The organism is Emticicia aquatica (genome assembly GCF_923079645.1).
Taxonomy (GTDB): Bacteria; Bacteroidota; Bacteroidia; order Cytophagales; family Spirosomataceae; genus Emticicia; species Emticicia aquatica.
On sequence record NZ_CAKLPY010000002.1, the window covers coordinates 1,025,083 to 1,047,466 of the forward strand.

16 protein-coding genes are annotated in these 22,384 nt (G+C 35.7%); 7 read left to right on the forward strand and 9 right to left on the reverse strand.

Annotated elements, in window-relative coordinates; all coding sequences use genetic code 11:
• Positions 1–97: 97 nt before the first annotated feature.
• The 3 genes from folK to MJQ71_RS14015 are packed head-to-tail and all read right to left on the reverse strand — an operon-like array spanning position 98 to position 1,720.
• A complete protein-coding gene (folK, locus tag MJQ71_RS14005) occupies positions 98–589 on the reverse strand; it encodes a 2-amino-4-hydroxy-6-hydroxymethyldihydropteridine diphosphokinase (protein ID WP_238807251.1) in 492 nt (163 codons plus the stop codon).
• On the reverse strand, positions 586–1,344 hold the full coding sequence (locus MJQ71_RS14010) for a phosphoglycerol geranylgeranyltransferase (protein ID WP_238807252.1): 759 nt from the start codon (positions 1,342–1,344) through the stop codon (positions 586–588). Before MJQ71_RS14010 ends, folK begins: the two co-directional genes overlap by 4 nt.
• Positions 1,325–1,720, reverse strand: a complete 396-nt coding sequence (locus MJQ71_RS14015; RefSeq protein WP_238807253.1) for a hypothetical protein — start codon at positions 1,718–1,720, stop codon at positions 1,325–1,327. The genes MJQ71_RS14010 and MJQ71_RS14015 overlap by 20 nt, the downstream gene beginning before the upstream one ends.
• Positions 1,721–1,876: 156 nt before the next feature.
• On the opposite strand from MJQ71_RS14015, the gene MJQ71_RS14020 reads away from it, so the two are divergent.
• Complete coding sequence (locus MJQ71_RS14020) at positions 1,877–2,683, forward strand: penicillin-binding transpeptidase domain-containing protein (RefSeq protein ID WP_238807254.1); 807 nt, start codon at positions 1,877–1,879, stop codon at positions 2,681–2,683.
• Between the two features lie 23 nt (positions 2,684–2,706).
• Positions 2,707–3,948 (forward strand): exo-beta-N-acetylmuramidase NamZ family protein, encoded by a 1,242-nt coding sequence (locus MJQ71_RS14025; protein WP_238807255.1) that lies wholly within the window; start codon positions 2,707–2,709, stop codon positions 3,946–3,948.
• Between the two features lie 57 nt (positions 3,949–4,005).
• Here MJQ71_RS14025 and MJQ71_RS14030 read toward each other — a convergent pair whose 3' ends face one another.
• The gene (locus tag MJQ71_RS14030; protein WP_238807256.1) at positions 4,006–5,205 is read right to left on the reverse strand and encodes a molybdopterin molybdotransferase MoeA; all 1,200 of its coding nucleotides are present in this window, start codon (positions 5,203–5,205) and stop codon (positions 4,006–4,008) included.
• Between the two features lie 98 nt (positions 5,206–5,303).
• On the opposite strand from MJQ71_RS14030, the gene MJQ71_RS14035 reads away from it, so the two are divergent.
• On the forward strand, positions 5,304–8,036 hold the full coding sequence (locus tag MJQ71_RS14035; protein WP_238807257.1) for a formylglycine-generating enzyme family protein: 2,733 nt from the start codon (positions 5,304–5,306) through the stop codon (positions 8,034–8,036).
• A 13-nt stretch (positions 8,037–8,049) separates the two neighbouring features.
• On the opposite strand, the gene MJQ71_RS14040 is transcribed toward MJQ71_RS14035, so the two are convergent.
• The 3 genes from MJQ71_RS14040 to MJQ71_RS14050 all read right to left on the reverse strand — a co-directional run bounded on the left by MJQ71_RS14040 (position 8,050) and on the right by MJQ71_RS14050 (position 11,166).
• Positions 8,050–8,811, reverse strand: a complete 762-nt coding sequence (locus MJQ71_RS14040; protein WP_238807258.1) for a hypothetical protein — start codon at positions 8,809–8,811, stop codon at positions 8,050–8,052.
• Positions 8,812–8,877: 66 nt separating this feature from the next.
• Positions 8,878–10,011 carry an XdhC family protein gene (locus tag MJQ71_RS14045; protein WP_238807259.1) on the reverse strand — a complete coding sequence of 378 codons (1,134 nt, stop codon included), beginning with the start codon at positions 10,009–10,011 and terminating at the stop codon, positions 8,878–8,880.
• An 18-nt stretch (positions 10,012–10,029) separates the two neighbouring features.
• Positions 10,030–11,166: an IscS subfamily cysteine desulfurase gene (locus tag MJQ71_RS14050; protein ID WP_238807260.1), complete on the reverse strand. Its 1,137-nt coding sequence runs from the start codon at positions 11,164–11,166 to the stop codon at positions 10,030–10,032.
• Between the two features lie 255 nt (positions 11,167–11,421).
• On the opposite strand from MJQ71_RS14050, the gene MJQ71_RS14055 reads away from it, so the two are divergent.
• Positions 11,422–13,977, forward strand: coding sequence for a phosphoenolpyruvate carboxylase (locus tag MJQ71_RS14055; protein ID WP_238807261.1), 2,556 nt, complete (start codon positions 11,422–11,424; stop codon positions 13,975–13,977).
• Between the two features lie 74 nt (positions 13,978–14,051).
• On the opposite strand, the gene MJQ71_RS14060 is transcribed toward MJQ71_RS14055, so the two are convergent.
• On the reverse strand, positions 14,052–15,950 hold the full coding sequence (locus tag MJQ71_RS14060) for a 3-coathanger stack domain-containing protein (RefSeq protein WP_238807262.1): 1,899 nt from the start codon (positions 15,948–15,950) through the stop codon (positions 14,052–14,054).
• 85 nt (positions 15,951–16,035) lie between these two features.
• The gene (locus MJQ71_RS14065) at positions 16,036–17,229 is read right to left on the reverse strand and encodes an anhydro-N-acetylmuramic acid kinase (protein WP_238807263.1); all 1,194 of its coding nucleotides are present in this window, start codon (positions 17,227–17,229) and stop codon (positions 16,036–16,038) included.
• A gap of 172 nt (positions 17,230–17,401) precedes the next feature.
• On the opposite strand from MJQ71_RS14065, the gene MJQ71_RS14070 reads away from it, so the two are divergent.
• The 3 genes from MJQ71_RS14070 to MJQ71_RS14080 are packed head-to-tail and all read left to right on the forward strand — an operon-like array spanning position 17,402 to position 22,328.
• Complete coding sequence (locus MJQ71_RS14070; protein WP_238807264.1) at positions 17,402–18,121, forward strand: GDSL-type esterase/lipase family protein; 720 nt, start codon at positions 17,402–17,404, stop codon at positions 18,119–18,121.
• A gap of 7 nt (positions 18,122–18,128) precedes the next feature.
• A complete protein-coding gene (locus MJQ71_RS14075) occupies positions 18,129–20,213 on the forward strand; it encodes a ComEC/Rec2 family competence protein (protein WP_238807265.1) in 2,085 nt (694 codons plus the stop codon).
• 21 nt (positions 20,214–20,234) lie between these two features.
• A complete protein-coding gene (locus tag MJQ71_RS14080; RefSeq protein WP_238807266.1) occupies positions 20,235–22,328 on the forward strand; it encodes a TonB-dependent receptor in 2,094 nt (697 codons plus the stop codon).
• Positions 22,329–22,384 lie beyond the last annotated feature (56 nt).

Consider the following 22,384-nt stretch of genomic DNA (forward strand, 5'->3'; position numbering starts at 1 on the left):
TATTGACATGATAAAAGAAAAAAATGAATTAAAAACTCTGCATTATACAAGTCGAAATCCTATTCAAGTTGCATATTTTATTGATAATATTGAAAAATCAGCCTATAAACAAACTGATTTCCCCTACATCTTGACAGTTTTTTAATAATTCTAAATTACTAACTTCCAATTTTGGATGAATAAAATTAGCAGCAATTTCGCAGAGTGGCACTAAAACAAATTGGCGTTCTTGAATAAAAGGATGAGGAATCGACAAGTTTTCCATTGATATAACCTCATTTTCGTAGTATAAAATATCAATATCAATGATTCGTTCACCCCATTTTACCTGACGAACACGCCCCATGTCTTTTTCGATATTCAGTATTAAATGAAGTACTGCATTTGGCGAGAAACTTGTTTCAACTTCTATGACTTGATTTAGAAAAGAATTTTGCTCGACAATTCCCCAAGCAGCGGTTTCGTAAATACTCGATTTCAAAACTATTTGGCCAACTTTTTCTTTGATTAATCTTTGGGCCATCAGCAAGTTGCCTTCTCGGTTGCCTAAATTTGAACCTAAACCAAGAAAAATTTTATGAAGTTTCAAGCGATTGATAAGTTAAAAGTTTGAACAACTTCCGCAATTTCAGGTAATAAAGAGGGGTTTTTCTCGAAAGCATTACCAATTACAATAATATCTGCACCAGCTTCGAGGGCGGCGGCGGCTTTTTCGGTAGAATTAATACCGCCACCAACAATGAGCGGTAATGCTATGCTTTCTCTTACTTTTCGAATCATTTTTGGCGAAACTGGATAAACTGCTCCGCTTCCTCCATCCAAATATATTAGTTTCTGGCCTAACATTTCGGCAGCCATTGCCGTACAAGCAGCAATATCAGGTTTATCATGCGGAATTGGCGTTGTGTTACTGATGTACGAAACTGTCGTTTGGCGGCCACTATCAACCACCATATAACCAGTTGATAAGATTTCCAAGCCACTTTGTCTGAGCATAGGGGCGGCAATCACGTGTTGACCGATAAGAAAATCAGCATTACGTCCTGAAATCAAAGAAAGCAATAAAATTGCATCAGCGGTGGGTTCAATATGAAGGCTATTTCCTGGAAAAATGACTACTGGAATATTCGTTTTTGAATGAATATTTACAATCATTTTACTCATAATATTATTGGAAATCAAGCTTCCTCCAACCAAAAACAAATCAACTCTATTTTCAAAACAAGTATATAAAAAATCATCAAAAGTGGACATATCAACCTTATCTGGGTCGAGTAGCACCGCCAAAGACTTTCTTTGTAATTGCCTGTTAATCAGTATTTTATCAAGAATTTGACTCGACATTGTTGGTGGTGTAATTATCCATAAATTCTAAAAGTTTATCTTTCGCCAAAGCTAATAGTAGCGATGTTGCGGCTCCTTTCAAAGCTGCCCAAACAATTGATTCACTTTCGTTTTCTTCTTCAACCAAAAGTAATGGTTCGCTAGAAGTTTTTTGTTTTGGTGAAGGTAGCAAAAGCTCTGTTAAAGCATAAGCCGCAACAATTACGCCACCGATAACAAGCGTATTTTTGCCAACTTTTTTCAAATCACCGATTTGCATTTCGATAGCTTCCAAATACTTATTGGCCGATTCCTGCAAAAGTTCCTTACGTTCTTCACGACTTCCTTTAGGTGGTACAATCGGAATTTTTATGATTTCTTCTTTTGATTTTTTCACCTTTCTAACTGATTTTTACTCAAAAGTATTCAAAATTGCCCAAAAAAGAAAAGCGAAACGTTGATTTGTGACTTTGTACCAGCAAAAGCAATAATATTTACTGATAAAATGTTAGTTTTGGTTGAGATTTAAAATAATAAAGAACATTTATCTGAAATGAAACGCCACTCTTTAGTGTTGATAATTGGCTTATTTTGTGTTTCGACAAAGGTTTGCGGGCAGGGTAATTTAAAGCAGTTTTTTCAGGAATGTGGCGTCAAAGGTAGTACAACCATTTATGATTATAAGCATCAAAAATGGATATATTCTGACTCATTAGATGCCCAAAAGCTTAGTTTACCCGCTTCCACATTTAAAATCATCAATTTATTGATTGCCTTAGAAACGAAAGTTATCAAAGATGAAAACGAAGTTGTAAAATGGGTCGGAAAAACGGACACAACACTTTATGGATTTCGCCCCGAAATATACCGAGATATGACCGTAAAAGAGGCATTTGAAGTATCGGCTGGATGGGTATTTATTGAATTGGCAAAAAAAATAGGTAGAAAAAATTATACAAAATATTTAAAAGCTTGCCATTACGGTAACGTTGACTTATCTGAAAAAGGTACTGACTTTTGGAATTTTGGGCGTTTTGGAATTTCGCCACAAAATCAAGTTAACTTATTAAAAGATATTTATGAAGAAAAACTCCCTTTTTCTAAGCAAAATTACAAAATATTGAAAAAAATAATGATTACTGAGAAAACCAACGATTACATAATCAGAGCTAAAACTGGTTGGACACGTGACGGAGGTATTGATTCTGGTTGGTGGGTTGGATATGTAGAAAATAAAAAAAATACCTATTTCTTTGCCACTCGAATCACAAAAAAACGTACAGAATCTAACCCAAATTTCGGTCAATGCCGAAAAACAATTACAAAAACGATTTTGAAACAAATTAAAGCAGTCCAATAAACATCAACACATTGATAAACTTTATGAAAAGCCCTTTTTTAAATCTCTTAATTGCCCTACAACTAGGAATGGTAGTTTTATTTGCCTGTACTAAAAAACAAGTAGCCAATAAATATAACATTTCTACGAATTCAAAAACTCAAATAATTACAGGTGCAGACCAAATTTCGGAGTATTTACCCTTGTTGAAAGGAAAAAGAGTAGCAATGTTGGTCAATCAAACTTCAATTATCGGTAAAAAAGCCAGTGTTGATAGTTTATTGAGTTTAGGCGTAAACATTGTGAAGGTCTTTGGGCCAGAACACGGTTTTCGTGGAAATGCCAGTAATGGAGCAAAAGTAAATAACGAAATTGATGCAAAAACTGGTATTCCGATAATTTCGCTTTATGGCAAAATCAAACGCCCAACCAAAGAACATTTGGCAGATGTTGATGTAATGATTTTTGATATTCAAGATGTGGGAGCGAGATTTTATACCTACATAAATACGCTCGCTCATGTGATGGAGTCTTGTGCCGAATTTAATAAAGAATTAATTATTTTGGATAGACCAAACCCAAATGGATATTTGGTTGATGGTCCAATTTTACAAAAAGAATTATATTCAGGTATTGGGATGTTCCCGATTCCTATTGCTCATGGACTTACAATCGGTGAATTTGCACAAATGATTAATGGCGAAGGATGGATTCCAAACAAACTCCAATGTAAGATTCGTGTCATTAAAATTGCCAATTATAGCCACGAAATGGCTTATGATTTACCAGTTTTTCCTTCTCCAAACCTAAACACGCAACAATCCATTTTGCTTTATCCGAGTGTTTGTTTGTTTGAAGGAACAATTTTGAGTCAAGGTCGAGGTACTTATATTCCATTTACGGTTTTAGGAGCTCCCGCTTTAAAAGGGAAATATGACTTTAGCTTCAAACCTGTGAGCATTCAAGGCATGAGCGAAACACCTTTACACCAAAATGAAGATTGTTTTGGGCTTGATTTGAGAAAATACGATGCCAATATTCTTAGGAAAAAGAAACAAATCAATCTTTCATGGATGATGGAATTATACAAAGCTTATCCATTCAAAGATAAGTTTTTTGATAAAACTCAAAGCAAGCAAATGGGCGACATAAATAAATTGGCAGGAACTGAGCAATTCAAACAACAAATTATTGACGGTGCTTCAGAAGCTGAAATCCGTAAAAGTTGGGAGCCAGGGCTAAGCAATTACAAAACATTGAGAAAAAATTATTTGCTATATCCATAATTATCATTCGATTTTGAGAATGTAGAACAAGTGGCTACATTCTCAAAATTTCATTTGCTACCGATAAACAAAAGCTTTAAAAACTTCACCTTTTTTAAACAAATCGTTTCCTAAAGGTAATTCCAAGAATGCGTCGGCTTCTACCAAATTAGCTAAATCTCCCGAGCCATGCCCTTCTACTGGTGTAGCCAAAATTTTGCCCGTTTGTGTATAAGAAAGCTTTACTTGCAAAAAAAATGTTAGTTCAGGTTTAAATGAAAAGTCTTGGGCTAATTCGGCCATTAATTGCTGATTATCAATGCCTTGTGAAGCATCTATCCACTTTTTAAAAAAGCGATTCAAGCACATAAACGTCGAAACGGGATTACCTGGCAAAGCAAAAACGAGCGTTCCGTTACGAGTTTTACCAAACCAAAATGGTTTTCCTGGACGCTGCGAAACCTTGTGAAAGAGTTTTTTTACACCTTGATTTTCAAGTGCTTGTGGCACAAAATCAAACTTTCCTGCCGAAACTCCACCACTCAAAATTAACACATCGAAAGTTTCTGTGAATTCCGTAATTTTTTGTTCAATAATATCCTGATTATCAGGCAACAAAATATTTTCGGTTTCAAGCCCCCAATTTTTAAGTGATGCCTGCAAAGCATAGCTATTCGACGTTCGGATTTGATGAGGCAACGGTTTTTCTTTAATCGGCACAATTTCTTCGCCAGTCGAAATAACTACGGCACGGAGTTTTTTCTGAACCAATATTTCATGTTTGCCAATTGTGGCTGCAACACCTATTTCAGCCGAAGAAATTTTTCGACCTTTTGAAACAATTACCTCGCCAGTTCTTCTGTCTGACCCTTGTAGATGAATATTTTGACCTTCTTTAAACTCTGAGAAATCAGCTATGATTTGTGCTTTTTTGCCCGAAATAAGTAAATCTTCATAGCGAATCACCATATCGGTATTAAGTGGAATCATCGCTCCTGTCATTACTTCTACACAATTTTGAGGGCTATTTAAGGTCTTTTGTGGATTTCCAGCAGCGGCAGTCGTTTCAATCTCAAAAATAGTTTTCCCTGCTTTGAGTTGAGCAAATTGAATCGCTATACCATCCATTGTTACCCGATTAAAAGGCGGAAAATCTCGGTCTGCACATAAATCTTCTGCTAATACTCTTCCCAAAGCTATGTCAATTGATACTTTTTCGGTAGGAATATTAATGGTGTTTTCTAAAATTATTCGTTCGGCTTCTTCGACAGTTATCATAAAATATTTTATTCTGAACAACAAATTACCAGATTTTTCACGAATTATTTGGCAAAAATTCTCAAAATTCACTTCATTCGTGTACTAATCAACAAACTATGAAAAAAACTTTATTTCTGTGTTTCTTTGCGTTGGCTTTACAAGCTCAACAACTCAAGTTAGAAATTAATAATTTTGAGATAAAAAGCATTTCTAGCAGCAAGCCTACTTATTCGCTACCATTACTTTCATTTGAAATTGATAAGCAAATAACCACAACTTTATCCAAAGATTGGACATCAAAATTGGACATTACTTATACCGAAAACGGTTATTTCAACAATGCTTTTAAAGTTCAAATCGTCTTCAAAAATACTTCAAAGGATACGCTAAATCTCAGGAATGTGGTGCCATTTGGCACTTCCGACAAACATGTTTATATGACTGGCTTGGGTGACCATTGGCTTTCACGTACCCATATTTTTCAGCCTAACAAAGCTCCTGTAAACGTAATTGTACCTGATAATGCGTGGGAATTGGGTTATGCTGGAATTGAACTCGAAAATGGCAAAAAGGTCTGTGCCATCACTCGTCGGAAAAGTTGGGAGAAAGCCACTCGCAAGCGTTTTGAAACCATTGTTGCTCCGCAAGGAACGGTTGTATATGAGTTTTATGCCGATTTTTACGAAGGTACTTGGCAAGATGGTTTACGAAAGATTTTTCAAGAAAAATATTTGTACGATGTAGAAAAATTCGATGAGTCGCTTTACCAACGACAAGATTTAAAATGGATTCAAGATACTTATGTTATGCACTTGATTATGGCTTGGGATAAATGGTTTTATACGCCCCAAGATGGCTACAATGCGTACAAAAATTTCTTGAAAAATGGAGAAAAACTATACGGCGGAAACGATGTCGTGGGTATTTGGCCAACTTGGCCAACTTTAGGTCTTGACCAACGTAATCAATGGGATTTGTTTCGTGATTTACCTGGTGGTTTGCCAAAATTGCGAGAAATGGCAGAATATTCACGCAAACAAGATACCAAGTTTTTTATTTGTTATAATCCTTGGGACGAAAGCACAAGTTATAAAAACTCAGCCAAAGAGGGCGAAAAAGGGCACCTAGATGGAATGGCAGAATTGGTAAAAGAGATTTCAGCAGATGGTGTCGTACTTGACACAAAAGGAGAGTCGAGCCGAGACTTGCAGATGGCTGCCGATGGCGTACGAAAAGGAGTAATAATGTATTCGGAAGGAATGGCCGTGCCGAAAAATATGTCAGGTATTATTTCGGGACGGGTTCATAATGCTTTATACTATCCGCCGATGTTGAATTTGAATAAATTTATTCGTCCTGATTTTGCTATTTTTAGAGTCGCTGAATTATATCTCGAGCCAATAAAAAGAGAATTTGCAACAGCTTTTTTTAATGGTTATGGCACTGAATTAAATATTTTCAGAAATGGCAAACCTCTCGAATGGCTTGATGAACAATACCGATATTTAGGGAAAACTTCGAGGATTTTGAGAGAAAATTCGGCATTTTTTCATTCAAAAAACTACGTTCCATTAATCTCGACTTTAAAAGATAAAATATATGTAAACGAATGGAAAATAGAGGCAGGAAAAAGTGCTATTTACACCATTTTTAGTGTTATTCCTGAAGGTTTCAAAGGACTTTTATTTGAAGTTGATTCCACGAAAAACTATCATTACGTTGACCTCTGGCATCATAAAGATTTGATTCCAAGCAAGCAAAATGACGGCAGGTTTTATATTGAAGCAGAAACGGATGCTTTTAATCAATCTTGGCTTGGCACAAACAACGAAGGCGAAGTTGATTGCATCGGAAAATTTCCAAAATTGCTTGATATTAACTTAAATATCTATGAAGATTCTTTGAAAATTGAGGCAAAACAAGGCACTGAAATTAGAATTTGGGCGGGGTTGCCAAGTTATGAAAAAGCGTATAAATCTTTCAAAAACAAGCAACGCTTTTCAATAAAACTGATGGATTATTTTGAGCAATATGAAGGAAAATTTATTGTGCAATTATTTGATAATCAACAACTTATTGATGAAAGAATTTTTGAAATAAAAGCTGGAACACCACGATTAGTAAGCAAAATAAAAATAAATACTACGGCTGTTTTTGATAATAAAAGCATGATAAAAGTTCCTTCTGGAAAATTTAAGTTCAATTTTACACGTGGCGATGATTTTGTATTTTATCCTGATGAAAAAAGTAGCATTGAAAAAAGCATGAAAAGTTTTTCAATCGATCAAAACTTAGTTACTAACGCCAATTTTCAAGCATTTTTGGTAAAATCAAAATATAAACCTGAGGATGAAACGAATTTCTTGAAACATTGGCAAGGCAAAAAAATGCCTGATAGTTTGACTAATTTTCCTGTAATTTATGTGAGTTATGAAGATGCTCAACGTTATTGTTCGTGGCAAGGAAAACGACTACCAACAGAACAAGAATGGCAATACGCTGCTCAATATCCTGATGCCCGTGATTATCCGTGGGGAATGGCTTTTGATTCGACAAAAACCAATGCTGGTGATGGCAAAATAAAGGTTGTGGGAAAATATCCGAATGGAGCAAATGAACTAAAAATAAATGATTTGGTAGGCAGTGTTTGGCAAATGACTAATGATGTTTATCAAAACGGTTCATATAAATATATTATGCTCAAAGGTGGGTCATACTTCAAACCAACTTCTAGTTGGTGGTATGTACAAGGCGGACCACAAAAATTGACGCATCGACAACATTTATTAAGGGTTTCGGAAGGTTTTGAACGAAATGCTACGGTAGGTTTTCGATGTGTAAAAGACTAGAAAATTCTACCCATCAACCTTCAAAAACAGTGTTTTCTACACTTTTATTTTTGAGATTTTTTCTCAAAACGCCATCAACAATTAAAAGAATTCCAACTGAAAAAATCACTTTCCCATAAGTATAAAGCAATTTAGGTTGGATATTAAAGACAAAAAAACACGAATAAGTATAAATATCAACAATTAGCAGACATAACACACCAATAATGGTTTCATACCAAGTCCGTTTAAATGGATTATCAACCAAAACACAGAGAAAAGCTATTATTATGGCCACAAAAATAAAACTTGCAAGTACCACAAACACTTGAAGTCTGTCCGAAAAATAGGTTTTATAAATTTCAAAAAAAGAAAAACTAAATCCTATTAGTACTATTATCGAAACTCCGATTGCATAGAAAACAATCTTTCTTTCAACTTTTTTTATTGCATTAATTTTCTTAAAAAAAACTGCACTAAGTATTATATACGATGCAATGTTATTTAAGACAATCACAATAAAAAGGTTGTCAGGATGAATAAAGAAATGATACGCTTCCGTGGCGATACAAGTCAGCAAAAATGCTATTAATAGTGAGTAAATGTCTTTTTTCTTGCTTTTTTTAACTTGAGAAATCAAATATCCAAGCAAAAAAACAATCGGTGCTTGATTGAGCATTTTTGCTAATAGCAAATCATCCCACTTCAATGAATCGTGATTTATTGGAAGAAACTGAAAAAAAGGACTCGTAATTAATACAATAATTAGGTAAAATGTTACAAAATTAGAGGTCATTTTTTTAAGTAGGGTTAGGCAAAAGTATTTTCATCGCAAAAATACTAATTTTCACTAAGAAAAAAACTAATTCTCATAAATCGGTTTCTCCCTTAGTCGCAAACGGCTTCCTTCCCTACCCGAAAATGCCGCTCTGATTTCAGCACAAACGGACAATGCAATTTCTTCAGGCGTTGCGGCACCAATATCTAAGCCAACAGGACTATAAATGCGGTTTTCTTGCTCGTTTGTTAAAACAATGTTTTCCTCTGCCATTCGGTCGTACATTTTGATTGTTCGCTTTTTAGGGCCTAAAAGTCCAATATATGAAATATTAGTTTTTAGCAATAGTTGTAGGTTTCGGTAATCTGATTCGTAATCATGGCACATCGAAATTGCAGCCGTAAAAGCATCAATCGTTGGCTCATAATCTTTCGGAACAACCGCATCGGCTAGTTCAAAAAGTGACGCGTGCATTTTTGTGGGATTACAAATACAAACTACTCGCCAGCCTAATTCCTTCGCAACTTTTACCATCGGATAAACGTCATAATTACTTCCAAAAACATACAATTGAATTGCTGGTGGAATCACTTCCAAGAATAAGTTTATTTTCGTTCCATCCTCCAAAACATATTCTTTGGCTACAGATTTAGTGGAAGCTAGAGCTGTTATGATTTCAGAAAGAATATTTGATTTTAATGAATTAAGTGGAAAAATTTCATCAAAATGTTTTTCGTTATCGTACCTAAAAACATCGCCTAAACTTATATTTGATTGTTCTTTGGTTAAATTTGTCACCGTTACCACCAAATTTGGTGTTCGTTGGTCAATACAATTTTGAAGTTGTCTAACCGCATTATTGGCATTTTTAGGGTCAAGTGGAGTAATCAGAACATCAATGATGCCATTGCAACCTAGTCCAACGCCAATTTGATAAGGGTCATCATCTGTTGTATCGTAAGTAATAAGCGTTGCTTTATTTTGTGACATTGCCAATCTGGCTTTTTTTAAGGCATCTCCTTCCAAACAACCGCCACTAATACCACCAATCCATTCGCCTGATTCTAAGACTAACATTCTCGCACCTGTACGTCGATACGAAGAGCCTTCCACGCGTACAACCGTTGCCAATGCAGCACGAGTTTGGCTAAAATCTATGTTTTGATAGGCTTCAGTTATTTGCTTAATTTCTTTCATGTATATTCTAAAAAAAGGCATTTTTTTGTTCATTAACAATTATCTCATTCTATCAATCACCGTCGCTACATGATTAACAGCGATTTCTATATCTTCTTCTTTTGTCATTCTCCCGATACTAAATCTGACCGAACTATAAGCCGATTCATCATCCAAACCCATTGCTTTCAAAACATAACTTGGTTCGGTAGAAGCCGAATTACACGCCGAACCATTGGAAACAGCTATTTCATTCAAATTCATCAGCAATTGTTCTCCGTCAATTTTACCAAAACTTATATTCGTTGTGTTTGGTAAACGATTATCCAAACTTCCATTTATTTGCGTATTTGGTACTTTTTCTAAAATGCCTCGTTCTAAATTATTTCTTAAAACAGCTAAACGAATTGCTTCTTGAAGCATTGTATTTCGACAGATTTCGGCAGCTTCGCCTAAACCAACAATTCCAGCCACGTTTAAGGTACCAGACCGCATACCTCGTTCGTGTTTTCCGCCATCTTGTTGGGCAGTAATATTAAGTTTTTTTCGCACATATAATGCACCAACTCCCTTAGGGCCGTAAATTTTATGTCCCGAAAAACTCAATAAATCAATTTCATCTTCAACAACATTAATTGGTATTTTTCCAACGGCTTGCGTGGCGTCAGTATGAAATAAAACATTGTGACGATAGGCTATTTTAGTTATTTCTTTGAAAGGATAAATTACGCCGATTTCGTTATTTGCAACCATAACCGAAATCAGAATTGTGTCTTTCCGAATAGCATTTTCCAATTGTTCTAACGAAATATTTCCTTTTGAATCAACCCCTAAATAAGTAATTTCTGCACCTAATTTTTCAATATGTTGGCAAGTATCTAAAACAGCTTTATGTTCGGTTTTAACTGTAATTATGTGTTTGCCTTTGTGACCAAAAGCTTCAAAAACGCCTTTAATTGCCAAATTTACAGATTCGGTTGCTCCACTCGTAAATACAATCTCTTTTGGCGATGTTCCTAATAAATCAGCTATTTGCTGACGCCCAATATCAACAGCTTCGGCGGCTTTCCAGCCATATACGTGCGAACGACTAGCAGCATTACCAAAATGTTCGGTCAAATATGGCAACATGTTTTCCAACACCTTTTTATCGAGAGGCGTTGTAGCGTTGTAATCCATATAAATTGGATATTTCATTGAGGCTTTTGAAAAAGGCTATTTTCTTGAAAACTAATCTACAAAAATAGCATTAAAACTTTGCTAAAAATTACACAAATCAAACATCTTGATAAGCATAATGGTTTTCATAATTTTGGATGAACTGTTTTTTTGTTTTTTGTTTTGAATAATTTTAACTTTTCCAAGAAAATCCAAACTTTATTCGGCTAAAGCATCAAAATGCAGTATGTTTTTGCGTATTTTGCTCAACAAAACCTTAATACTTGCAAAATAATGCCAAAAAATTCTATCGAATCGGTTTTTACACAAGAGGTTCATAATAAATACCTTGTATTTAATACGCTTTTTTCAAGGCTTCCTTATGATAAAATGACTAAAATTGGTCAGTTGATGCCTTTTTTACATGACTTATCGGAAAGTGGTTTTGAGCAAGGAAAAGACCCAAAAACAATCATTGATTCTTTTTTTAATCAATATACCAGTATCAAAGAAGAAAAAGAGAAAATTGACTTGTTGTTTCGCTTCATTACATACATTGAGCGTCAAGTAGTTTTGTTTGATAGTATCGAAGATTCGGCTTTTGAAAAACTAACACCACTCAACGGAAAAGGTACGCTGCAAAGTACGCTTGATTTGGCTCAACAACAAAATAAACTCGCCGAAGTTCAAGAAAAACTCAAAAATTTTAAGGTTCGTATCGTTTTTACGGCACATCCAACGCAATTTTATCCTAACAGCGTACTTCGTATTATTCAGGATTTAGAGCAGCTTATTCCCAAAAATGACATCAATGGCATTGATTCATTGCTTCAACAATTAGGCAAAACTCCTTTCATTAACGACCAAAAACCAACCCCGCTCGAAGAAGCTCAAAGTATCATCTTTTATCTTCGACACGTGTATTATCAAGTGATTGGCGAAATTCATGAAAAACTGAATAACTATTTCCAAGATAATCAACAAGGTTTTAATCCTGTATTAGAATTAGGTTTTTGGCCAGGTGGCGACCGTGATGGAAATCCTTTTGTGACAGCCGAAATTTCTAAAAAAGTTTCGATTGAACTCCGTACAAGTATTTTGAAATGTTATTACAACGATTTCAAAGTTATTTGTCGCCGTTTAACTTTTAAAGGTATTATGCCATTATTGACACAAATCAGTAATCGTATTTATACCAATATGAACGGTCTGAAAAACGATTTAACACTAGATGAGTTATTGACTTCTTTGGATGAAGTTCGCCAATTACTTATTACGAAACATAAAGGCGTATTTTTAGACGTTTTAGATAAATTTATTCAACAAGTAAAATTATTTGGCTTGCACTTTGCAAGTTTGGATATTCGTCAAGATAGCAGCATCCATGAAAATGTGATGGAGCAAATCAATCAAAAATACAGCATTTCGAGCAAACCTTATAGCGAATGGAGTAACGCCGAAAAGCTGCATTTCTTGACTGAAAAAGATTTGACAATCAACGAAGATGATTTTGAAGATGCTTTAACTAAAGATACTTTCAAAACAGTTCGAGTGATTCAAGAAATACAAGCAATGAATGGGCAAAAAGCTTGTCATCGCTACATTATTAGTAATTCAACTTCTATTTTTTCAGTCTTGGAAGTTTTGGCATTGTTCAGATTCTGTGGCTATGATGCCAGCGAAATCAATGTTGATGTAATGCCTTTGTTCGAGACAATCGAAGGACTTGATTCTGCTCAAGCAACGATGTCGAGTCTTTATCAATTGCCCTACTACAAAAAACATTTGGCTCACCGCAAAAATCAGCAAACAATTATGCTCGGTTTCTCGGATGGTACAAAAGATGGTGGTTATGTAAAAGCAAACTGGGAGATTTATCAAGCGAAAGAAAAATTATCACGTGTATCGAAGAAAAACCAAGTAGAAGTAATGTTTTTTGATGGTCGTGGTGGTCCTCCAGCTCGTGGTGGCGGAAAAACGCATCAATTCTATGCATCTCAAGGGCCAACAATTGCCAATAACGAAATTCAGATTACTATTCAAGGGCAAACGATTACGTCAATGTACGGCTCTCGCTCACAAGCGATGTATAATTTTGAACAATTATTATCAGCGGGAATTATCAATGATGTTTTTCATGATGATAAATCAATTATTGATAAAAAAGAGCGAAACCTGATTGATGAGTTGGCAGAAGAAGGAGTAAAAAAATATTTTGAACTGAAAGAACATCCTTTATTTGTTTCTTACCTCGAAAATAAAAGTCCGCTTAAATATTATGGTTTGACTAACATTGGTAGCCGTCCGAGTAAAAGAAGTTCGGGCAAAAAATTAATGTTATCTGATTTAAGAGCCATTCCTTTTGTAGGCTCTTGGAGTCAATTAAAGCAAAATGTTCCTGGATATTTTGGTTTTGGTTCAGCTTTAGAAAAGGTAATAGAAGAAGGAAGATTAGAAGATTTGAAATCACTTTACGAAAGCTCATTGTATTTCAAAACTTTGATGGAAAATAGCATGATGGCTTTGACCAAAACTTACTTTCCTTTAACAAATTACATGAAAAACGACCCAGAATACGGTGATTTCTGGAAAATTTTGTATGATGAATATCTTTTGACTGTAAAAAATATGCTCATCGTTTCAGGACAAAAAGTTTTGATGGAATCCGAAGAACTTGGAAAACTTTCTATTGATTATCGCGAACATATTGTATTGCCTTTGCTGACGATTCAGCAATATGCTTTACAAAAAATTGAAGAAACAACAGATGAAAAACTTCGATTAGTTTACGAAAAAATGGTAACTCGTTCGTTGTTTGGAAATATTAATGCCAGTCGAAATTCGGCATAAATGAATCTCTTACAAAAAAAGGCTTATCTCGCAAAAGATAAGCCTTTTTTTGTGTATTTCTTCTCCTTTAAAACTCAATCACAACCCAATATAAAAGCTTTAAAAACTGCTCCTGCATTGGCTTCAAAGCCTGGTAAAAGCTCAACTTTAGTTTTGGCATTATAGTCAATTTTTCCACTTAATTGTACTTTCTGATTACTTTGAATTGACTGCTTACTTTCATAAGGCGATTCGGCACTATTAACTGAGCCACTCAACGATAACGCACTTGGAAAACAAGATGAAACAGTAATCGTTTGAGCCGAAGACACTGAACTTATACAGTGTAACGTTTTGCATTGTACAGTATAAGAAGCCGTTGAAACTGGAACAAAAGTTAGTGGATTACTACTCGCACTCGTTGACCATAAATAGCTACCATTGCAGTTTGAACCAGACAAAGTAACGCTCTCATTTGGGCGAACTTGTGCTGCCGAAGCCACAAAAGTAGGTGTGGTTGGCAAGGTAAAAGTTGTCAAATCAATGATTGGACTAAAAAGAACTTTCTTAGATGTTTTCCGCACATTAGCAGCAAATCTTGCCGAAGATGCAGATAGTGTAGCCACACTATCTAAGGTTCGCCAATTGAGATTTTCATAACCTACTGGAGGAATATTTGTAAATTGACAACAACCATTATAGTTAAATCCTATTGATTCTGACACTGTATTTTGTCGGTTCGACCAAGCATATTTTTGATAACCCGCTGGGGCATTCAGAGAAATTGGACTTGCTGGATTTGCGGGGTTGCAAGTCAATGAAATTGCTAACAGCGGCGAAGCCATCATTGGTGTTGAATTGGTAAAAAACGTATTGTCTAGGCTAGCATCCCAAGCATTAGCAAACTCTATTTGTCCTGCATAAGTGTCAAAATGAATGCCATCAGTGCGATACGTAGAACCATTGATATTATCAGTATTTGGCCCTGCAAAAACATTAGGCACAGCAGGATAATTTGGGTCGTTATTAAAGCCCGAAATCAAGGTATTTTGACCAAAAATTGGGCCATCATGAGGGTCAGGATTTCTTGACGCTCTCGCAACTATCCACGCTAGGGTACTATGTTCGGCATTTTCACGGGTTTTACTAATAACGTTTTTAATGTTTTCGTAATATGGCAGAAAAAACGTACTCGCATCGCTTTCTCCTTGATGCCAAATTACACCTCGAAGCCCCGTTAAACTACCATAATATGCGACACTATTTTCTAAAGCACGATATGGAGCTCCCAAATCTTGGCGTTTCCAACTTTCTCCATCATACGGCAAACCTTGTGACGATTTACTCCAATCATTGCTCGAAGTACCACCATGACCTGCACCGTAAAACAGAATCGGAACATCCAATCTGGCAGCTAGTAAATCACCCAATTTTCCCCAAGCCCATGGAACGTAATGAAATGGTCCTATTTTACCCGAATCTCCAACCATTTTTGAAAATCCAATCGGTAGTCTATTATAATCAGTTAAGTTATCACTATAATTTATTGAATTTACTCGGTCATCGGTTGCAGGCGTACTTACTCCTGCTCCACCTTGTGCGTTCGACTGCCCAGCAATGGCAAAAACTTCTCCAACACCTACTTTTTGAACAGTTTTTGTATCAATTAGTATATTCTCGTTGTAGGCATTTACTTCCAAGCGATACCATCCACCTGCTACTAAAAGTGTTCCCGAAAAATAGCCATTACTTGGATTCGTTTGAATAACCGTCCAACCCGTTGATGTACCGCCTTGCAATGCCACAACTCTTGCTTCAACCCTATCAATAGCTGAATAGTAATTTCCTGCAATATTGATATTTGCCTGATTTGAATTATTCCTTTGGAAAATCATTCGTTCAAGCGGATGCGTGATTGCAATTTGGGCAATAGCATTCATCGAAATAACACTTATAAATAAGATTAAAAAGGTAATGTGGTGTTTAGTCTTCATTTTATTATGAATAAAATTGTTCAGTATAATCGTATTGATATAAACTGATATTTTTCTTAAAAAATTATAAACAAATGTGTTAAAATCACGCAGGAAACGAAACTTTGCCCATACTAACATTCGGCACGCCTTTTCTTGTACCAAAATTTGTTCGCCCACCTGCCACAGCTTCGTTGGCTAAAGTAGCAAACAAAACCGCTTCTTTGGCATCACCCGATATTCCTAAATCATCCGTTTTCATGAAAGAGCAATTAGGCAATAACGCTCGCAAGCTACGCATAATCAACGGATTATGAACGCCTCCGCCACTCCCATAAATGGTATATGCTACATCTGATTTGAAAACCTTGATTGTATCCGCAATGGTTTCGGCTGAAAATCTGCATAAAGTCGCCAAAACATCTTCGTGCGAAAGCTCTTCGGTATGGCTTTTTTCTTGAGCAGATTTTAAATATTCAAGATTAAACAATTCTGGACCAGTTGTTTTTGGCAATTTTTTACTAAAAAACTCATTATCTTTCAAAGCTTTTAATAAATCTTTATTAACATTTCCTTGACTCGCAATTTTAGCATCTTCATCGTAAGCCAAGCCAAAGTGTTTCTTTACGTAAGCGTCAATTAGCGTATTTCCTGTGCCAGTGTCGGTTGCAAAAACTTCATTTGCATCAAGATTTCCTGCTAAATAGGTAAAATTGGCAATTCCTCCCATGTTGAGTAAAATTCGATTTTCTCCACGTTTTGAGAAAATCAAATAATCGCCATAAACTGCCAACGGAGCTCCTTCGCCTCCTGCGGCACAATGTTTTTGACGAAAATCTGATAACGTAATAATTTTGGTTTTTACAGCAATATGGTCGCCATCGCCAATTTGAAGCGTTGCATTTGGAAATTTTTCTAGTCCATGAAGGATTTTCGGTGCATGAAAAACCGTTTGGCCATGACTAGCGATGAGGTCAATTTTTTCGGGTGAAATATCCCATTTCTTTAAACAATCATTAATAATTTCAGCATGAAGATTACCAATCCATGGATTTAGCAAGCATAATTGCTGAAAATCAATCGTTGATTTAGCAAAAACTTTTCTTATTTCATCTTTTATTTCTTCTGCAAATCCAACCGTTTCAAACGCTAAAATACTTACTTCAGTTTCGCCTCCGCTGCCAACAAATTTACACAACGCCACATCAAGTCCGTCCATTGATGTTCCCGACATCAAACCGATAATCAGCCGTTCTTCTTTCTGAGCAATTTTATAAAGTTTGTCGATATTTTCGTTCATTATGTCTCAATTTTAAACACAAATCTAAGCTTTTTAGGCTTGATTAAAAAGATTTACGAGATTTATGGAAAATTCAACAATTAGTCAATTTAAAAAGTTGTCTCATCTAATCTAGCCAAACTCTAAGGAGTTTTTATTATTTTTGATAAATTAACATTCAACCTATCTAACCATGACAAAAAAACATTTATTCCTATCTATCGCTCTTTTATTTATTGTTTTTGCTTGCCAACGAACGTTGACTTACAAGCCAATTGCTGACAAATACGAAGCCGATTATAAAGTCAATCGTCTTGAAAACGAAATTGTTAATTACGAAAAAAACGATGCTGCAATCGGTTTGGATAAATTACAAGGTCAAACGCTTTTCTATGGTAGTTCGAGTATTAGACTTTGGAAAACTTTGAAAGAAGATTTCGCTCCAATTTCAGTTATTAATCATGGTTTTGGTGCGGCCACATTTCCCGAAATGACTTATTATGCCGAACGAATGATTGTGCCGTATAAACCAAAAACGTTAGTTCTTTATTGCGAAAACGACCTTTTCATTGGAAAACCACAAAGAACGCCTGAGCAAGTTTTTGATAATTTTGGAGAACTGGCAACCTTGATTCAAAACCGTTTACCCAAAACCAAGGTTTATTATATTTCGATGAAACCATCTATTTCTAGAAAAGCCGATTGGGCAAAAGTTGCAAAGGCCGATGCCATGATAAATGATTATATTAAGCAACACAAAAACTTTACTTATGTCGATATTCGTCCTGTAATGTATCGCTCAAATGGAAGCATCAATGGTGATTATTTTGTGGGTGACAGCCTGCACATGAATGCCAAAGGTTATGCAGAATGGACAAAAATTATTCGACCCATTTTATTGAAAAACAACTAATTCTACCATGAAATTCAACGCTTTTCCAGTAATTCGATATTTGCTTTTTTTTATTTTGGGCATAACTGCGTATTTACAAACACAGTCGGGCGGCGTTCCGTCGGGCAGTTTTCAGTTTTCCTTGACAAATATCTATTACTTGATTGGCGTTTTATTAATTATTTTCGGTATTTCTATTTTTTTTAGAAAACCACTTTTGCGTGGAACAGTTTTAATGTTGGTTATTTTCTTGGCTGGTTGGACGCTTACTTTTCAAAAAACAGTTATCAATCAGCCTAATCATTTTACAAATCTTCCACAATTCACTCATTATCAAGCAACTATTGTTTCAAATGCTGAGATAAAACCAAAAACTTACAAAGTAGAAGCTGAAATAAATGCCATCAAAATTGATGGAAAATGGCAAAAGGCTACTGGTAAGACCTTACTTTATTTCAATCGAGAAGCTTCTGAAAGACCAAATTATGGAGATATTTTTTTAGTAAAAAATATGCCTCGTGAAGTAGAAGCTCCCAAAAATCCCGAAGAATTCGATTATCGTCGTTTCCTTCAATATAAAGCAATTTACGCTCATCATTTTTTGTGGGGAAAAGAGTTTTTCAAAATTGGTCACGATGCTCCATCTAAAATTTTGGAATTTTCGTACAAAGCAAATCAATATGCTGATAGTGTTTTTAAAGCTCGCATTCAAACTCCCAATGAATATGGCGTAGCGAGTGCAATGGTCATTGGCTTGCGTGATGACATCGACAATGATTTACTTGATGCCTACTCAGCTTCTGGAGCGATTCACGTACTTTCGGTGTCGGGAATGCACGTCGGTATTTTGTTTTTGTTTCTCGGTTGGATTTTTGGTTGGATAAAAAAACGAGGAAAATACGGAAAACAAATCTTTACAACACTGATTATCAGTATTTTGTGGGGATATGCCATTTTCACTGGACTTTCTTCAACGGTACTTCGAGCCACAGTAATGTTTTCATTTATTCAAATCGGAACGGCCATCGACCGCCGACAGAATATTTATAACACACTCGCCATTTCGGCACTTTTATTACTTTGTTGGAATCCATATTGGTTGGTCGATGTGGGTTTTCAGTTGTCGTATTTAGCTATTATTGGCATTGTTTTCTTGCATCCTTACCTAAATCAATTGGTTACGCCCAATAATCCGATTATCAGAAATCTTTGGGAAGGTTCTTCCGTTTGTTTTTCGGCACAATTAATTACTTTTCCATTGAGTGTTTATTATTTTCATCAGTTTCCAACTTTTTTTCTAATTGCCAATCCGTTTGTAGCTTTTTTCTCGTTTGCCGTTTTACCTGCTGGTTTGCTTTTATTGATGGTCGCTCCGATTCCAATTTTATCCGATATTGTTACTTTTATCTTGAAATATTCGCTTGTTTGGCTTAATAAAAGCATTTTTATTATCGAAAAACTGCCTTTTGCTACTTTAAAAGGCTTCTCTATTTCTCTTCCAGAAATGTTGCTTATTTATGCTGTTATTTGGCTATTTATTTTATTTTTTCTTCATTCAGAAATAAAACATTTACGATTAAATATTCTGATTATCAGCATTTTAGCTTGCTTTAATATCACGAAAGATTATTTCCAAAGTCAGCAAAAAAACTTAACATTTCATTTTATTCCTAAAAAATCGGGTATTAGCATAATTGATGGGAAATCAGCTACTTTCATGGCCGATACCGCTCTGCTCAATAGTTCGAAAATTTATAATTTTCACCTCAAAAACTATTACGATAAACTCGGTATCGCTCATAAAAACTTCTTGGGTTTAAATCAATACGCCAATAAACAAGGTGTTACGTTTCTAGATTTTGAAGGAAAACGGATTTTGTGGTTACAGCAAAAATTCAATGGAAATTTACAAGGAAACGCCGATTATGTATTGCTTTCCAATAACGCCATTCGGAAGCTAAGTCCTGCTTTCAGCAAATTTCAAACGGGTTTAATCATTGTCGATGATTCGAACAAGCGTTATGTTGTAGAAAACCTCAAACACCAAGCCGATAGTTTGCACCTCAATCTTATTTCTTTATACGATACTGGTGCTTTTTCAATTAATGAATAATTACAATTTTCTTAAAATCCAATGCTTAAAATCTATCTTTCAAATATCATTATTCTTACTTTTATCGCTCTAAATTGTTTCTCACAAGAAGCAGATTCTACCAAACAACTCAACGAAGTAGTTGTACGAGGTTTTGAAACTGAACGCAAGTTGAGCGAAACCGCTGCATCGGTTAATATGCTTACTATCAAAGACATACAACGTTTTGAAAACACTTCACTCGTGCCAGTTTTCAATACTTTGCCAGGTGTACGCATGGAAGAACGCTCTCCTGGGAGTTACCGTTTGGCCATTCGTGGCAGTTCGCTGCGTTCGCCTTTTGGAGTTCGTAATGTAAAAGTTTATTGGAATGATATTCCGCTGACAGATGGTAACGGAAATACTTTTCTGAACTCGCTTGATATGAATACAATCGGCAATATCGAAGTAATCAAAGGCCCCGCAGGAAGTGTTTATGGAGCAGGAACTGGCGGCGTTGTGCTACTCGGAGCAGCAAAAGCTGATGGAAATAATACCCGTAAAAGTCGCACAAATTATGTCAATACTTCAGTGGCTTATGGAAGTTATGGCTTACAAAACAGAAACGTTTCATGGAATGTGGCTTCCGAAAAAATCAATTCGGTATTGAGTTATGCTCACGCCCAAACCGATGGTTATCGACAAAATAGTGCTGCTGTGCGTGATGTGCTAAGTTGGCGTTCGAGTTATTTTGTTTCGCCAAGTAAAACGTTAAATATCAGCACTTTATATTCAGATATTCATTACCAAACGCCTGGTGGATTAAATCAAGCTCAGTTTGAAAAAGATCCAAGTTTAGCTCGTCAAGCAACGGCAACTTTGCCAAGCTCGATTCAACAAAAAGCAGGAATTTATCAAAAATTATTCAATATTGGCGTTTCGCAAGAATACCGTTTGAATGCTCACTGGACAAACGTAACGAGTATTTATGGAACAGTTTCTGAACTTCGAAATCCATTTATTACGAATTATGAAATCCGCAACGAACAAACTTTTGGCGGAAGAAGTCGAATGAATTATTCGTTTGATGTCGGGAATTTGAAAAATCGCTTAACTATGGGCGGTGAACTACAAAAATCGGCTTGGGTGATTCGTAATTTTGGCAATAAAGCGGGCGTAATTGATACTTTACAAACCAACGATAACGTAGCGGCGTGGAATTATTTCTTGTTTGGTCAGCTCGAAACCGACTTACCGCAAAACTTTATCCTGACAATTGGCGGCAGTTATAATCGTTTCAAATATGATTTTACTCGCTTGTCTGACGCTCCGAAAATTAAGCCAATTTCCGAATTATTGCCTGCGGCATTTTTGCCAAGAATTGCTCTTTTGAAGAAAATACAAGATAAAATCTCTGTTTTTGCGAGTGTAAGCAGTGGATTTTCTCCACCAACTGTTACGGAATACATCAGCGGTTATCAAAATAGCACGTTTGTACCATCGCTCTCTCCCGAAAAAGGTATCAACTACGAAATTGGTACTCGTGGAAATCTGCTGAAAAAACGAATCAATTTTGATATTACAGCCTATACATTTCGCCTAAAAAATACCATCGTTCGCCGTACCGACAATGCAGGAAGAGAAATTTTTACGAATGCAGGAAGCACGCTTCAAAACGGACTTGAATTATTGCTAAATGGCTTGATTATCAAGAATGTAGATAAAGAGTTTATTCAAGAACTACGAGTTTTTACAAGTTATACTTTCAATGATTATAGCTTTAAAAATTATCTTCAACTCAAAACCGATTTATCTGGCAATGCACTCACGGGCGTGCCACGCCAAGTCTGGGTTTCGGGCGTAGATTTACAAACAAAAATGGGTTTTTATCTCAACTCAACGCTCAATTTCACTGACCGAATTCCGTTGAATGATGCCAACACGGCTTATGCCAATTCTTATAAATTATTGAATGCCAGAATAGGTTATCGTAAAAATTTCGAGCGAATTGGCTTGAATATTTATACCGCAGGCGATAATCTGCTCAACGAAGTTTATAGCCTCGGAAATGACATCAACGCCGTAGGAAATCGCTATTTCAACACCGCTGCACCAAGAAATTGGCAGTTTGGAGCGAGTTTGAGTTTGTTTTTGTAAGATTGTCTTACTCTCAGAGTCTCCTATATGCTGGAGACTCTGAGGGAACGAAGAAA